Source organism: Martinezella paranaensis, from assembly GCF_014200235.1.
Taxonomy (GTDB): Bacteria; Pseudomonadota; Alphaproteobacteria; order Rhizobiales; family Rhizobiaceae; genus Rhizobium; species Rhizobium paranaense.
In genome coordinates this window covers 1-13,825 of record NZ_JACHBI010000006.1, presented here as the reverse complement: position 1 = coordinate 13,825, position 13,825 = coordinate 1, and the positions used below count along the sequence as shown (strand labels likewise).

The 13,825-nt window shown below is 59.0% G+C and carries 13 protein-coding genes and 4 pseudogenes; 3 read left to right on the top strand and 14 right to left on the bottom strand.

All coding sequences use genetic code 11. The annotated features are described in order from the left end of the window. Position 1: 1 nt before the first annotated feature. The 5 genes from GGD50_RS15885 to GGD50_RS15865 form a co-directional block, all read right to left on the bottom strand. The gene (locus GGD50_RS15885) at positions 2-673 is read right to left on the bottom strand and encodes an ABC transporter permease subunit (protein WP_183938325.1); all 672 of its coding nucleotides are present in this window, start codon (positions 671-673) and stop codon (positions 2-4) included. Continuing rightward, positions 666-2,036, bottom strand: a complete 1,371-nt coding sequence (locus GGD50_RS15880) for a M20/M25/M40 family metallo-hydrolase (RefSeq protein WP_183938324.1) — start codon at positions 2,034-2,036, stop codon at positions 666-668. The genes GGD50_RS15885 and GGD50_RS15880 overlap by 8 nt, the downstream gene beginning before the upstream one ends. A 48-nt stretch (positions 2,037-2,084) precedes the next feature. Further along, positions 2,085-2,864 (bottom strand): substrate-binding periplasmic protein, encoded by a 780-nt coding sequence (locus GGD50_RS15875; RefSeq protein ID WP_183938323.1) that lies wholly within the window; start codon positions 2,862-2,864, stop codon positions 2,085-2,087. 77 nt (positions 2,865-2,941) lie between these two features. Then, positions 2,942-4,075 (bottom strand): aminotransferase, encoded by a 1,134-nt coding sequence (locus GGD50_RS15870; protein ID WP_183938322.1) that lies wholly within the window; start codon positions 4,073-4,075, stop codon positions 2,942-2,944. A gap of 23 nt (positions 4,076-4,098) precedes the next feature. Beyond that, positions 4,099-5,040, bottom strand: a complete 942-nt coding sequence (locus GGD50_RS15865) for an ornithine cyclodeaminase family protein (protein ID WP_183938321.1) — start codon at positions 5,038-5,040, stop codon at positions 4,099-4,101. 118 nt (positions 5,041-5,158) lie between these two features. Here GGD50_RS15865 and GGD50_RS15860 point away from each other — a divergent pair, with 118 nt between their 5' ends. Then, a complete protein-coding gene (locus tag GGD50_RS15860) occupies positions 5,159-5,728 on the top strand; it encodes a helix-turn-helix domain-containing protein (protein WP_183938320.1) in 570 nt (189 codons plus the stop codon). Positions 5,729-5,860: 132 nt separating this feature from the next. Here the strand turns inward: GGD50_RS15860 and GGD50_RS15855 are convergent. Both GGD50_RS15855 and GGD50_RS15850 read right to left on the bottom strand, forming a co-directional pair. Then, positions 5,861-6,118, bottom strand: a pseudogene (locus tag GGD50_RS15855) (ATP dependent DNA ligase); the annotation flags it as partial. A 47-nt stretch (positions 6,119-6,165) separates the two neighbouring features. Beyond that, positions 6,166-6,698 (bottom strand): annotated as a pseudogene (locus tag GGD50_RS15850) (transposase); the annotation flags it as partial. 333 nt (positions 6,699-7,031) lie between these two features. Between GGD50_RS15850 and GGD50_RS33500 the strand changes: the two are divergent. Next, positions 7,032-7,181 (top strand): annotated as a pseudogene (locus GGD50_RS33500) (IS256 family transposase); the annotation flags it as partial. A gap of 242 nt (positions 7,182-7,423) precedes the next feature. On the opposite strand, the pseudogene GGD50_RS33495 reads toward GGD50_RS33500, so the two are convergent. Together GGD50_RS33495 and GGD50_RS15840 are read right to left on the bottom strand one after the other, a co-directional pair. Then, a pseudogene (locus GGD50_RS33495) lies at positions 7,424-7,660 on the bottom strand (SDR family oxidoreductase); the annotation flags it as partial. A 142-nt stretch (positions 7,661-7,802) separates the two neighbouring features. Then, complete coding sequence (locus GGD50_RS15840; protein WP_183938319.1) at positions 7,803-8,393, bottom strand: TetR/AcrR family transcriptional regulator; 591 nt, start codon at positions 8,391-8,393, stop codon at positions 7,803-7,805. Between the two features lie 307 nt (positions 8,394-8,700). Here GGD50_RS15840 and GGD50_RS15835 point away from each other — a divergent pair, with 307 nt between their 5' ends. Next, on the top strand, positions 8,701-9,498 hold the full coding sequence (locus tag GGD50_RS15835) for an alpha/beta fold hydrolase (protein ID WP_183938318.1): 798 nt from the start codon (positions 8,701-8,703) through the stop codon (positions 9,496-9,498). Between the two features lie 296 nt (positions 9,499-9,794). On the opposite strand, the gene GGD50_RS33490 is transcribed toward GGD50_RS15835, so the two are convergent. The 5 genes from GGD50_RS33490 to GGD50_RS15810 form a co-directional block, all read right to left on the bottom strand. Further along, on the bottom strand, positions 9,795-9,932 hold the full coding sequence (locus GGD50_RS33490) for a hypothetical protein (protein WP_425503983.1): 138 nt from the start codon (positions 9,930-9,932) through the stop codon (positions 9,795-9,797). A 308-nt stretch (positions 9,933-10,240) separates the two neighbouring features. Then, positions 10,241-11,839, bottom strand: a complete 1,599-nt coding sequence (gene tnpC, locus GGD50_RS15825; protein ID WP_183938317.1) for an IS66 family transposase — start codon at positions 11,837-11,839, stop codon at positions 10,241-10,243. Between the two features lie 44 nt (positions 11,840-11,883). Further along, positions 11,884-12,237: an IS66 family insertion sequence element accessory protein TnpB gene (gene tnpB / locus GGD50_RS15820; RefSeq protein WP_183938316.1), complete on the bottom strand. Its 354-nt coding sequence runs from the start codon at positions 12,235-12,237 to the stop codon at positions 11,884-11,886. Beyond that, entirely contained in the window at positions 12,221-12,658 is a 438-nt protein-coding gene (tnpA, locus tag GGD50_RS15815) for an IS66-like element accessory protein TnpA (protein WP_183938315.1), read from the bottom strand. Before tnpA ends, tnpB begins: the two co-directional genes overlap by 17 nt. 313 nt (positions 12,659-12,971) lie before the next feature. Next, on the bottom strand, positions 12,972-13,664 hold the full coding sequence (locus tag GGD50_RS15810; RefSeq protein WP_183938314.1) for an aspartate/glutamate racemase family protein: 693 nt from the start codon (positions 13,662-13,664) through the stop codon (positions 12,972-12,974). Positions 13,665-13,825 lie beyond the last annotated feature (161 nt).

The window sequence follows — 13,825 nt, the reverse complement described above, 5'->3', positions numbered from 1 at the left end:
GTCACCTCAGATGCCGCGAAAGCCGGAAATCGCATGCCTTCAACAGGACCGTCGAAATGCCCGTGACGAACACGTAGAGGGCGGCGGCGGTGAGATAGAAAGCGAGAGGCTGGTGCGTCGCGCCTGCCGCGACGACGGACTTGCGCATCAGCTCCTCGAGACCGACGACGGAAACGAGCGCGCTCTCCTTCAGGATGACGAGCCACTGGTTGCCAAGACCTGGCAGCGCGCGCGCCAGCATTTGCGGCAGAACCACCAGCCGGAAGGCGCGAGGCCGGCGGAAGCCGAGCGACAGGGCCGCCTCCCACTGGCCGGCCGAGACGCTGAGTAGCGCTCCTCGGAGGATTTCGGTCAGGTAGGCGGCAGCGACGATCGACAGCGAGGCGATGCCTGCGCTCAAGGCGTCGACCTCGACATACTTGCCCGCCAGCTTCGTCAGCAGAACCGTGCCGCCGTAAAAGATCAGGAAGATGACCAGAAGTTCGGGAAGGCCTCGGATCAGTCCGACGTAGCCCATGACGATCCGCCGGACGAGCGGCTTGCCGTAGACCGCAAGCGGTGCGAGGACGGCGGCGATCAGAAATCCGACGGCGAAGCTCCCGATCGCCACCTCTATGGTCGTGACAAGCCCTTGAAGAAGCTGGCCCTGGTATTGTTGGATGGCGTCAATCATTCGGCGCCTCCGGAGACTGCTTTCCGACGTTCTCCGCCAGCGCAGCGAAGAAATCGGAAGAGAACCCGATCATGTTTTCGAACTGCTCCACGATGATGTTCTCGTCCAGGGAATGGAGCATTGCGCCGTGATGGGTGAGGCCTGCACCGAACAAGGTTGCGCCAAACGCGTGGACGAAGGGATGGGCGAGGCCCGATGCAGCCGAACTCGGCTGTATGATCGCAGGGCGGCCGAAGGACTTCTCCAGCAGGGCGGCACCAATGCCGACCGCCACGTGCGAAGGATCGCTTCGGACGCCCAGAACCTCGGCATCAAGAACTCTCAGCTCGATATCGCCGAAGCCGATCTCGTCCAGATGAGCGCGAAGTAGTTGCGCGATGCGGACTGGATGCTGGCCGGGGGCGAGCCGGAAATCGAGCTTCACGACGCCGCTGCACGGCAGGACGGTCTTCGCACCTTCTCCGCCGAAGCCGCCGTGGAATCCGTTCACATTCAGGCACGGTTCGAAGTTCAGATGCCCGTAGAAAGTAGTGGCATCGACGCCGTTGAGCAGGCGGTGGCCGCCGGTTTCGGCCTGGAGGTCTTCCAGCGGAAACGGTGCCGTCGCCGTGAGCTCTCGGCTGTAAGGCTCCGGTGCGACGATGTCGTCGTAAAAGCCCTCGATCAGGATGCGCCCGGAAGCATCCCGAAGGGAGGAGACGGCCGATGCGAGCCGCCATAGGGGATTGTCGAAGATCGCCCCGAGGCTGGAATGAAGATCGGCGCGCGCCGTCCGGCAATCCAGCTCGACCGCCAGCACGCCTTTGAAACCCATGAGGATGATGGGTCGACCAGTTCTGTCCACCTCGCCGTATTCCCACCAGCAAAGGTCAGCCTTCGTGTCGGGAAAACGCGTCTTCAGGAAGCGTGTAAGGGACGGACTACCGATTTCCTCTTCGCCCTCGACGATCCATATCAGCTTGTATGGCAGCGGCTCCGGGTGCTTGCTACGAAACAACCGCCATCCAGCGAGACGGCTCACGAACTCCCCCTTGTCGTCCGCAGCACCCCGCCCATATAGGCGTCCGTCACGTTCCGACAAGACGAAGGGCGGATCAGTCCAAAGATCAACCGGTTCTTCCGGCTGCACGTCGTAGTGATTGTAGATGATGAGGGTGAACGGGCCTTCGCCTGTCTCGCCCACAACGAACGGGCCGACGTCGCCAGGATGCTGCTCCGTGCGGAAACCTGCATCCTGCAACAGCGCTTCGACCGCGTCGGCGCATGCCCCGAGTCCGTCTCCGCGGGTACTGACGGATGGAATGGAGACCAGATCGGCGAGGTCCTTTGTCGCCGCGGCTAGAAGATCGGATGGCACGCGCATACTTCCTCCTTTACGGGAAGCGGCCGTGGGGCCGCCTCCCGCGACGCGTCACTTCTTGGAAACGTCGTATCCGAACCACTTTTCGGAGATGATCTTTATGGTTCCGTCTTTCAGCATGGCACCGACTACCATGTCGATCTTGCCCTTGAGCTCGGTCTTGCCCTTGCCCATGGCGACGCCCTGTCCTTTGCCAAACTCAGCAAAGTCGGCGCTCGTGAGCAGCGGACCCGCGTAGACAAGCTTGTCGGCCCCACGTTCCTTGACTAGCGGCTCCCATGCCGAGCGTTCCATCAGGCCCGCGTCGATTCGTCCGGCGAGTAGGTCGTCGGCGATCTGGTCGGGGCGGTCGTAGACGCGTACGTCGGCATCCGGGAAGTGAGCCCGCACCACCTGCTCGTGGGTCGTGCCAGTCTGCACGCCGATAGCGGCCTTCGCGAGCGTCTTGGTCAGATCGTCCGCCGTCTTGTCCGAAGCGGCCTTGCCGCCGGCCGCGACGACGATCGAGTTCGGCGCGTCGGCGTAGGCCGCGGAGAAGTCGACCTTCTTCGAGCGTTCCTCGTTGATTGAGATGCCCGATATGACGAGATCGAACTTGCCGATCTGCAGGCCAGGAAGAAGGCCATCATAGGCCTGGTTCTGCCATTTGCAGGTGGCGCCGATTCGCTTGCAGATCTCGTCGCCGACATCCTTGTCGAAGCCAACGATGTTGCCGCTTCCGTCCACCGATTCCCATGGCGGATAGTCGGCGCTCGTGCCGACGCGAAGATCGGCCGCAGACGCTGCCGTCGCAAGGAGCGAAATACCAAGAGCAATAGTCAGTCGTTTCATGAGATTCCCCTTTTGTTGTAGACAAACACATCCCGGCGCTCTGGAGAGAACGCGCGGGAATTCCGGAATTGGGTGGATCAGGCGGCCGAGGCGGCGACGTTCTTCAGAAACTGCGAGAGGCGTCCAAGACCCTCGCGAAGGACTTCTTCACCGTTCGTGTAGCCGATCCGGAGATAGCCCTCCATGTCCATGGCACTTCCAGGCGTCAGCATCACGCCTGTCTGCTCGAGAAGTCGCACGCAGAACTCCTCCGAGGAGATCGGCAGGTCGTACTTGAGCAGGGCGGTGGTTCCGGACTTCGGCTTGACCCATGAGATCAGCGGCTCGCCGTCCACCCAGTCGGACAATATCGCGAGATTGTTGCGCGTGATCCGGTGGCTGCGATCCAGGATCTTGTCCTTGTTCTCGAGAGCGATCGCAGCGAAATGGTCGTCGAGCATCCCCACCGAGATCGTGTTGTAGTCGCGGTGGATGCAGACCGCGTGGATAAGTTCCTTCGGCGCAACGATCCATCCGAGGCGAAGGCCCGCGAGCGAATAGGTCTTGGACATGCTGCCCGTGCTGATCCCCTTTTCATAGAGGTCGGCAATCGAGGCGGTCATTCCGAGTTCGCCCTCCTGGTCGGTGCCGCGATACACCTCGTCGCAGAGAATCCAGGCACCGCAGGCGCGGGCGATCTCGACGATCCTTTCCAGGTAGGCCCGGTCCATCAGAGAGCCGGTCGGATTGTTCGGGTTGTTGATCGCGATCAGCTTCGTGCCGGGCGTGGCGAGCTTCTTCAGCTCTTCCAGATCCGGCAGGAAGCCCGTCTTCTCTGTCAGCTTCAGGATCTGCGTGTCCGCGCCGATGCTTTCCGGGATCGAGTAGTGCTGCTGGTAGGTCGGAAGGACCGAGATCACGCGGTCGCCGCGCTCCACCAGGGTCTGGTGTACCAGTGCATTCGCACCGATCGCCCCGTGGGTGATGACGACATTCTCGATCTTCTGGTTCTCGTAGAGGTCAGCGACCAGCGAGCGGAGCCGGACGCTGCCTTCGATCTCGCCGTAGGTCAGCTTGAGGGGCTTAAGCTGCTGGCCGATGTCATTGATACCAGACATGTCCAGGAGTTCCGCGATGGTCAGCGACTCCACACACGTCTCGGCGAGGTTCAGCTCGCACTTGGTCTCGTATTTGTTCATCCAGATTTCGACGCCGAAGTCGCGGATTTTCATTTTGTGCTCCGTGATGTAGGTGTTCAGACGCGCGCTGCGGAGAGCAGCGCGACGGCGGCGGCGACGTCTTCGAGACCGAGCCCGATTGAACGGAAGAAGGCCGGACGCTCGCGGCTCGGTACTTTTGCCCGCCCCGCCATCAGTTCCGGCAGGTCTCCGAAAAGGGCTTCCGGCGACCACGTGCCGGCTGCTGCTGCAAGCTTCATGTCGCCGGCCGAAGCGGGCGTCGTCGCGCGGTAGTCGCAGTAGACGTCGAAACCCTGGAGCGCAGCCGGATCGACTTCGTGCGCGTTTGCGACGTTCGTGCTGATCGACGTGACGACGGCAGCCTTCGACAGGCCTGAGGCATTGATCACGGGAGTGCCCGAGGACGTGCAGAGAAGGACGACGTCGGCGCCGTTGATCGCCTCGTTGGTGTCGGCGGTCTTGGTGATCGCGACGCCGCTCTTCGTGTGCGAAGGCACGTCGTTTCTGGAGAACACGTCCGGCGAGGCCACGCGCACGTCCGACCAGTTGCGGATGCCTTCAGCGTAGCGAAGATGGGCGAGGCCCACCGGACCGCATCCGACCACGGCCAGAACGGAAGCTTCCTTTGGGGCGAGCGCGTGGGCCGCGATGATCGAGGTTGCAGCGGTGCGCTCCGTGGTGAGCTTCTTGGAATCGCATAAAAGGATGGGCGTGCCGGTCTCCATAGACATCAGCAGCGTCCAGGCGGTGACAAGCGCCCCGCGTGTGCCTGGAATGTACGGCGACAGCTTCGCTCCGAACACCTTCTCGTCGGCGAGGACTCCCAGATAGGTGATGAAGTCGCCGGCATCCTGCGGAAACAAGCTGAGCGTCTGCGGCGGCTGGACCGCGTTTCCATCGGCGAGAGAGCGGAACATGCGCTCGAGCACGGATCGAATGTCGACCTTGGTCAGAAGCTGGTTGATCTCGGTTTCGCCGAGCACGATCGGTTGCGTCACCAGGTACCTCCACGTTAAATGGGCGGCAGGAGGACGCGACGGATCTGTCGCGCGCCATGGTGGACGCACGGTGGAAATCGCTGTTGCTCTGTCTGCCCGTTAAGAGTAAAAGGACCTTATGAGCAATATATTGCACAGTCAAGAGCGAGGCGATGTTTTGGCACATGTGTCCGGAAACCTTCGCAGATTGCGTCAGTCGGCAGGTCTGAGCCAGATCGCACTGGCTACGGCGTCGGGCATCAGCCGCCGGATGATCATCGCCGTAGAGGCCGGGGACGCGAACATCAGCCTGTCGAGTCTGGACAAGTTGGCAGCGGCGATGGGCGTCGGATTCGTGGATCTCGTACGCGATCCGGACCGGCAGTCGTCTTCCGACATTAACGAGGTGACCTGGCGTGGCGAAGGACCCGAGAGCAAGGGAGTGCTCCTCGGCATAGCTCCCGCCGAACAGGAAACGCAGCTGTGGATGTGGTCGCTGGAAGCCGGGGACAGGTACAATGCTGAGCCCGATCCGCAAGGCTGGCACGAGATGTTGGTCGTCACGGAAGGAGCGTTGACTCTCGTCCTGAGCGGAGAGGAAAAGGAATATCCCGCAGGCAGCTTCGCCATCTATAGCTCGGCCCAGAAGTATTCCTACTTGAACCGAAGCGCCGGGGTCACAAGGTTCGTCAGGAACGTGGTGTCCTAGACTGCAGGATACTCGTGGCAGGCGCCGATAGAGCTAAACCGTGCGCACGCCCCGTATGACGAAGATTCCTCCGTGCCGCAGCGTCGCAAAGACGAGAAGATATCCGGATCGCTGATGCTTGCGAAATGCCCTTCATATTGATCCCTCGCCAATTCGATAGACTGCCGCATTATCTTGTCTTTCACGCAGGCCTTTGTATGAGGGGTGCCGAAGCTTGCCGTCATGCGTCCACGCTCGATACTCGATTTCAGCGATGAGGGTCGGCTGAACCCAGATCGCGCCTTTGCGCTTAAGGTCCAACGGCGGCTTCGCCGTCTTGATCTCGTCGAGATCCTGCCGGAGACGGATTGCCTCGCGTTCTTTGAAACCGGTGCCTACACCGCCGACATAGGGTTCTGTGCGTCAAGTTCAGCAAAATGTGGCGGCCATGATGCTGGTCAAGCGGCTTGTCGGAGGGCGATTTTCTTGTGCTCTCTGAGGTCGTCCATGTTGATGTATCGATTGGCTTCCATCCAGTTCTCGTGGGTTTCGACAGCAAGCGCCCTGACGAGGCGCAGGCAGCTTTCGGTGTTCGGGAGATGCGCACGACATAGGTCCTGCGCCTGATCTCCTCGTTGAGGCGCTCAAGCATGTTGGTGCTCTTGAGATGTTTGTGATGGGTACGCGGCAGGCGGAAGAAGGTCAGCGTCTGCTCGATGACCTCCTCGACCCAGCCGGTCAGCCGAGGATATTTGCCCGACGATTTGGCGAGCCAGGTCGAAAGGTCGGCCTTGGCCTCGGCGAGATCGCGTCGGTCGTAGATCCATCTGAGTTCCTGCAGGCAATCGTCGCCGTGCTTGCGCGGCAGGTGGTCGAGCGCATTCCTGAGGAAATGCACGTGACAGCGCTGCCAGGCCGCTTCCGGTATCACTTCGCCGATTGCCGCGACCAGTCCGGCATGGTCGTCGGAGACGACGAACTCCACACCCCTGAAACTCGCCGGCTCTCAAACAACGGTTCATCGTCTTGCGCACCAAATGGGATTTCGAACATTTCGCGACTTTCGCGCGATGATCAGGGAGAATTTGCGCCTATTATCTTCCAAAATCGATTAGCGCGCGGAATCTCCGGACGGACTTTGGACTCGGCATCTTCGCGCAAACAAATGAGCGCGGCTTTTCAGTTCCAATTCGTTCCCGATTTCTGACCTTTACATGGATCAGTTTACCGATTTCGCAGTTGCCACGTTCGGTCACCGCTAACTCGAAAGACGAGTGCCCGAAGACAAAGAAAGTTTGGTGTGGTCGCCAGGACGTCATCTCAGATGCGGTCGGATGAGAAGAGCGCCGATGCGGATTTGTTGCGCGAGATGATCGGCTTTGCCGCTGAACCGTTGGAGGTCATTTTGGCCACGGGTGCTGAATTCGACGAGCAGAACCCGCTGCGACCTCACATTGAACAAACCCGAGTCGGCGCGGACGCCGACGGTCGTCGCTATGCGATCAGGCCCGTACCCCGAGCGGCTTCTGTTTGGCGGAGGAAGCTCCAGCGATCCGACGTCTCCAGCTTTTTCGATCAGCGGCCACTCTGTATGATTGATCAATTTGCGAGGCGGTCACTCAACCGCCTATGCGTTTTGTGCCCATAGAGAACGAAGCGCCGATGAAGCTCGGCAAGCGTTCTGCCACGTCCGCGAATGTCTGGGTGGTCGCCCTCCTATTGCGGGAGGGCTCCTGCTGCGAGAAAGCCGCCGTCTACCGGAATTATTGCACCGTTCACATAGCTAGCGCCTTCTGACGAAAGAAACGCAACTACCGCGGCTATTTCATGGGGTTTCCCATACCGTCGGCTCGGGATCGCTGCAGTATACGTGGCGCGGAATTCCGCAGAATGCAAAGTCTCGGTCAGAGGCGTGTCAACCGGGCCAGGAGCAATTGCGTTACTCGTAATTCCAAATGCTGCGAGGAAAACGCCATCGAGGGCGGATTCCGTGAATTTGGGGGCCCGAACGCGCTCCGAGAACTAGCCGCTCACCTGTGGCTCTTCCGGCGATTTTCACGCACCGCCGACTTTTTAGAGCTATTTGCGAGACGGTTCACGTCCTAATCAGGCCTAAACCCCGCAATGTCGTCTCTGTCAGCAGCCACAGGTCACTTTCGCCACGCACAACTTTAGAGAGGACATTGAGCCCGACCATTAGATTTTGCAGGGCAAGCGCCAGAGCTTGAACATCTGCATGACTGTCAATTTCGCCTTGCTCGCGCGCTATGGCCAATAGCTCTGCTATGCGCTTCGTTGAACTCGTAGCCAAGCTGGTCAGCATTGGCGCCGGTCCCTCGTCTGACGGGCAGAGCTCGGCAATCGAATTCACGATGATGCAGCCTTTGCCCTCGGGATCAGCGGCACGAATACGGCAAATGTTTCGCAGGACACCATGAAGGAGAGGTAGGATAGGTCCTTCCACTTCGGCATATAGTGGTGCGTCCGGCGCAGTGGCGGCATATCGGGAGATGATTTCAGCAAACAGCTCATCGCGCGAACCGAAGGCGTTGTAGAAACTTGATCGCGGAATGCCCAGTCGCTCGGATAGAGACTTCACGGACGCTTGCTCGTAGCCACCTCGTCGGATGACTTCTGTGGCGATATCCAAAGCTTCGTTGCGGTCAAACTTACTTGGTCGTGCCAATTTTCGATCTCACATTTTAGTTTTGTACATATATGGACAAAACAATCGAAATACAATATTCGTGCGGCAATACGGACATAGAGCCTCCATTCAGGAAGATGAAAGTGACTGCTTTGATTATGGCCCAAACTCGCCAGAAGGTCGTCAGAAAACGGGTGATGGTTTCGGTACGTTCTCTCACCGGGCACGTGAGGTCGTGAATCGGGGGCAATGATGCTGGCCGGTGCGTAAAAACGCAGGCGGCCTAACTTTCCGTCTTTGAAGCAGCACGCCTCCTCAACATTGATATCGCAATGGAGTATTATCCATGTTCAATTTCTTCCCACCACGACGAATTGCAGTTCTCGCGCGGCTTTTGGCGCTATCGTTCACCGCGACCACGACGCTGCTTGCTACTTCGGCATGGGCGGCTGAAAGGGCGCCGGGAGTGAAGAACATTGTCCTCGTGCATGGAGCATTCGCAGATGGGGGGATTTGGTCCGATGTCATCCGACTGTTGCAGGCTAGAGGCTACCACGTCACAGCCGTTCAGAATCCCTTGACATCGCTAGCTGACGACGTAGAGGCAACTCGCCGGGTTCTCGCAAGGCAGGAAGGCAATGTTCTGCTGGTGGGTCATTCTTGGGCAGGCGCGGTTGTGAGCCAAGCAGGGAACGCTGCGAATGTGAAGGGTATTGTTTATCTTTCGGCGCTCGCTCCGGATAGCAATGAATCTGTCGCAGAATTACTAAAAAAGCGCGATGCGCCCATGGAAAGTCTCCTGCCGGACGAGAATGGTCTCGTTTGGCTCGATGATCCAACCGTATTTGCTCACGTCATGGCAGGGGATGTTTCTCGCAAACGCGTTGCGGTACTTGCTGCGACCCAACAGCCGATGGCCGCGAAAGCATTCGGCGAAAGCATCACCCACGCCGCGTGGCTAGATAAACCCACCTGGTATCTGGTGACGCAGGGAGACAATGCTCTACCGACACATGTGCAGGAATGGATTGCTAAACACATCGGAGCCAAGACTGCGACTATCAAGTCGAGTCATATGTCGATGATCACGCATCCTTATTTTGTCGCGGATCTCATCGCTAAGGCGGCCAGAGAGGCAAGGTGAATGGCGATCTCGGTGATGGCCTATTAGGAGTTGACGCGTCATTAGACTAGTGCCCGTCCATTGCTGCATCAAGCAGAAGGAGGTTCGATGAACTGACAACATGCTAAGTAGCTGCGTACGCAGCTGCGTAAAAGAGGAGGACATGGACATCGATCTGGCCGCGGGTCGCACCAGAGCAGCTGCCCGCCAGCACGCTTCCAGCTCGTTTGTTCCGATCAACTTGCCAGAGTTTCCTGAAGCGAGGCCGCGCCGAATGAAATTCCCAGCTAGACCAATCGCTGTGCCAGACCCGCCTGTTACCAGCTTGTGGTCGTCAATCGCTGCCCTATTGCAATCAGATCCTGATCGAATGTCGCATCGACGATCACCAATGTATCATCCTTCTCGGCAAGCGCAGGGGCGACTTCCTCGGCACCCTTGCGAACCGTATCCAGCGCGACGTGCCCAACGGACGATCGGGTCTGGTATCGCAGCTATCGGCGAATTTCGGGGTCCGTCAAGGGTTTAAGCGGATGGTTCTGCATGCCAGATTCACTCAGAAGCTGGTCATGGACGATGGTGCGCCATGTAGACAGTGCGGCCAACACCTGGGGAATCGAGCGCGGCTGCGAGCGCTTTGCCCACGGGTCCAATGGTCCAATCTTAAACTGCGCGGTGCGCAGTCCACCGTTAGGCGCCACGCCCTTGCAAGGTAAGCGCGCATTTTGCTGCACGTCGTAAAGCGGCTTGAGGTGGCTGCGGCTCAGTCGGTCTGTTTTTTGAAGTTGAAGGGCAGCAGGTCGTCGATATCGGCATCGTCTGGACGCTGCGGCAGTTCGGTGAGGACGTGGCGTAGCCATGCGAATGGTTCGACACCGCTGGCGCGACATGTCAGCATAAGACTGTAGATGACGGCGCTGGCCTTGGCTCCGTCGACGGTGTCAGAGAAGAGCCAGGATTTTCTTCCAGTTGCAAAAATTCTGATCTCGCGTTCGAGAATGTTGTTGTCTATCGGCATTCGGCCGTCTTCGGTGTAGCGCGTCAGGTACTCCCATTGATTGAGCGTATAGGAAACGGCATCGCCAAGCTTGGTGTCGGGCACGACCTTTGGCGCGATTTTGTCGAGCCATTCCTTGAGGGCGGAAAGCACCGGGATGCCGTGTTTCTGGCGAAAGCGACGCATGTAATCGGCCTGCGTTTCGCCGTCATCGGGCTTTTCGTCCCGCACCTGCCTTTCAATCCGGTAGAGCTGGTCGAAGAGCTTGATGGCCTGCGCCGGCGGCCCGCCGGGTTTCTTGCGCGCCTTGAGAGCATCGACAAAGCGCCGCCTGGCATGGGCCAGGCACCCGACATGCGTGGCACCTTTCAACGTGCGCCAGGCCTGATAGCCGTCGCTCATCAAGATGCCGCGGTAGTCGCCAAGAAAGGCCTGCGGATGTTCCTGTCCGCGGCCGGGCTGATAATCGAACAGCACGATCGGCTGTTTACTGTCTTCGCCGCTGCGATAGGCCCACATGTAAGAGATGCTGGTGGGATCCTTGCCCTCTTCCTTCAGCACCTGGACTGTGGTCTCGTCACCATGGATGACAGTCTGCGATTGGAGCTGCAGTTTCAACGCGTCATAGATGCGAACGAGGTGTTTCTCGCTCGAACCAATCACCCAATGGCCGAGAGCGCCACGGCTGACAGGAACGCCTGCACGCTCGAAGGCCTGCGCCAGACGATAGAGCGGCGTGCCGTCGACGTATTTATGGACGAGCGCGAAGGCCAGCGTCGAGGCCGTGGCTATGCTGCCGGGCAAGGGCTGCTTCGGCATCGGCGCGATGACAACAGGCGTAGTGATCCCGGTCCGGTCGCAGTTGCGGCATGCGTATTTGGCCCGGACATTCTGCAAAACCTTCGCCTTCACCTCGATATGCAGCTGTTCCGTGACCAGTTCGCCCATGCGATGCATCGGGTGGCTGCAGCACGGGCAGACCTTCTGATCGTCGGCAAGGTCATATTCGACGCGCTGGCGTGGCAGGTTTTCCGGCAGAGGCCGGCGGCCGGGTTTCTTGCGTTCCGGCTTGTCGGTCTGCGGCAATCCCGTGTCCGGAAGATCGATGGTAACCGCCTCGTCGGCGAGGTCGCAGTCCTCGTCCCCCTCAAGGGCGCTCTGCTCGGCTTCGTTGAAGATGCGATCCACGTGCTTTTCACTGCGCGGCGCAAAACGATGCAACTGCGCCAGCGCCAGCTCTTCCTCAAGCTTGAAGACGCGCTGCGCAAGGATATCCTTCTCGGCCTTCAGCGCGGCAATCTCGGCAGCATTCGCCGCCAGAAGCGCCATCAATTCTTCAACGGTCGGGGTGCCGGTTCTCGTCATCGCATTCTTGAATCTGAACCGGCACCCCCCGTCAACAGGCAAATTCACCCGACAAATTCATATTGCCGCACCGGATGGCGAACCATCGCGTCGAGATCAATGCCGTCGAGCAACCAGTGCAATTGCTCGGCATCAAGCGACACCACAGCCTCCTGTCGCCGAGGCCAGCGGAACTTGTCTTCGGTCAGCGCTTTCAAAATTAGCACAAAGCCCGATCGATCAAAAAACAGCAATTTCATCCGGGTTTTACGACGGTTGCAGAAGGCAAACACCGCCCGCTCGAACGGATTGAGGCCCATAGACTGCTCAACCAAAATCGCGAGGCTGTTGATCCCGACCCTAAAGTCGATCGGATCCCGGTGAAGATAGACACGCAGATCGTCAGCCAGCCGGAACATAGCAACGTCCTAGCGCTTCGATCATTACCGATAGAGCCTCAGCATCCGCATCTTCAAGCTCAAGCCGCACACCGTTCGGTAGCCTCGCCTTCAACCGCACCCCTGTCGATGTCGGCCGAGCCGACATGGCCGGCGGCCTCGCAGTCGGCGCTGCCTCAACCACCGGAACGAAGGCCGATGGCGCGCAAGGAATAACCGTCAACGCCTTCTCCGCCTGCCGGCGCTGACGCAGCTTGATCCAGTTGCGCAACTGATTGGCGTTCACCCCGTACTTCAGCGCAAGCCCTGCAACCGATACCCCCGGCTCAAGGCATGCCTTGATCAAGAGCTCCTTCTCGACCGGATCAAACCGCCGTTTGCCATTGCGAAGAACCTTGACGACCCGAAGCTCTCCTGAAATTCCCGCGCCATCCAATCTCATGTCCACAGTCTCCGTTGTGGACACAGATTCGCTCAACGCTCCGTCAATGAACAGGTGCAGCGATTTGCGCGCTTACCTTGCAAGTGCGTTTGCAATATCGCTTGCGCCTGTAAAATCGTGGGCAATCACTCCTAAAAGCACTTCTTTCCCTTCTCCCCGCGAGACACCACCCGACGGGCGGCTTGCAGCGAACTGCCTCTTATCGCCCCGCGCCGCCCTTACGCGAAGCCTTCTTTGGTCACTGCTTTGCGATCAGATCGCGCAGCTTTAAGACGGCCTGTTCGGGACTGCTGAAAACCGGCAAACCGCTGGCCTAACTGTGCGCACTGTCTTGGACGCTTAGTGCGGAGGACATATGCAGCACACCAAGTTCAGGGCTAGTGAGTACTGGCACCGATGTCTCGCTTATCTCATTTAGAGCATTTGCCATTGATGCTTGAGCAAGAACAACCACGTCGACACTGCCCACGAGGGAAGCGAGGCCTTCACGTATCATCGCATCATGCGCCGCCCTGTCCCCGTTGCGCAATTTATCAAAGGCTCCTTCACAAAGACGACCGGTTACAGAAACGTTATGACCTATTCTTTGAGCATGGCGTTCAATTAGGCGGGTTGTAGGGTTCATTGTTGTAGCCAGAGTTGCAAGGACGCCAATTCGGTTCCCGCGCTGGATCGCCTCAATCGCCATCCCGTCATCTATGCGGAAGAGGGGTACGGGGCAGAGCGGCACTGCCGCATCGACTGCAGGACCGAGCGAGGAACAGGTGACGAGGAGAGCCGAAGCCCCCGCGTCCGCCGCCGACCAGATGTGAGTCGCAAGACGCCGCATGGTCTGGCGTGACAGCGTGCCTTCGCGGATCGTGTTCTCCAGCAGGCTCTCATCCAACATGTTGAACGAGCGCCAACCGGGCAGATGGCGGCCAACGAGTTCGTTAAACGCGGGGATGATCCCGGGGACCGTGTGGATCATGGCAAGCGCAGGGGACTCATGAACCTCTGTACTCATGGCTTCATCTCTGTTTTTGATTGTGCATGCGCTTCAATGTTCTGTAGCAGCAGGGTTGATATGAACGTATGCGGCGTCCACGCCCCATCGATTTTTCAGTTGCAGCGACCTGAGGCGGATTTTCGGCCGTCAAATGAGCTCACCGAAGAGTACCTGACGAG

Bases quoted from the DNA above. Each gene is read 5' to 3' on its own strand.
- GGD50_RS15860 (WP_183938320.1), top strand. From the start codon at position 5,159: ATGAGCAATATATTGCACAGTCAAGAGCGAGGCGATGTTTTGGCACAT.
- GGD50_RS15885 (WP_183938325.1), bottom strand. From the start codon at position 673: ATGATTGACGCCATCCAACAATACCAGGGCCAGCTTCTTCAAGGGCTT.
- GGD50_RS15870 (WP_183938322.1), bottom strand. From the start codon at position 4,075: ATGAAAATCCGCGACTTCGGCGTCGAAATCTGGATGAACAAATACGAG.
- GGD50_RS15875 (WP_183938323.1), bottom strand. From the start codon at position 2,864: ATGAAACGACTGACTATTGCTCTTGGTATTTCGCTCCTTGCGACGGCA.
- tnpB (WP_183938316.1), bottom strand. From the start codon at position 12,237: ATGTTCCGGCTGGCTGACGATCTGCGTGTCTATCTTCACCGGGATCCG.
- GGD50_RS15810 (WP_183938314.1), bottom strand. From the start codon at position 13,664: ATGAGTACAGAGGTTCATGAGTCCCCTGCGCTTGCCATGATCCACACG.
- GGD50_RS15835 (WP_183938318.1), top strand. From the start codon at position 8,701: ATGTTCAATTTCTTCCCACCACGACGAATTGCAGTTCTCGCGCGGCTT.
- GGD50_RS15880 (WP_183938324.1), bottom strand. From the start codon at position 2,036: ATGCGCGTGCCATCCGATCTTCTAGCCGCGGCGACAAAGGACCTCGCC.
- tnpA (WP_183938315.1), bottom strand. From the start codon at position 12,658: ATGAGATTGGATGGCGCGGGAATTTCAGGAGAGCTTCGGGTCGTCAAG.
- tnpC (WP_183938317.1), bottom strand. From the start codon at position 11,839: ATGACGAGAACCGGCACCCCGACCGTTGAAGAATTGATGGCGCTTCTG.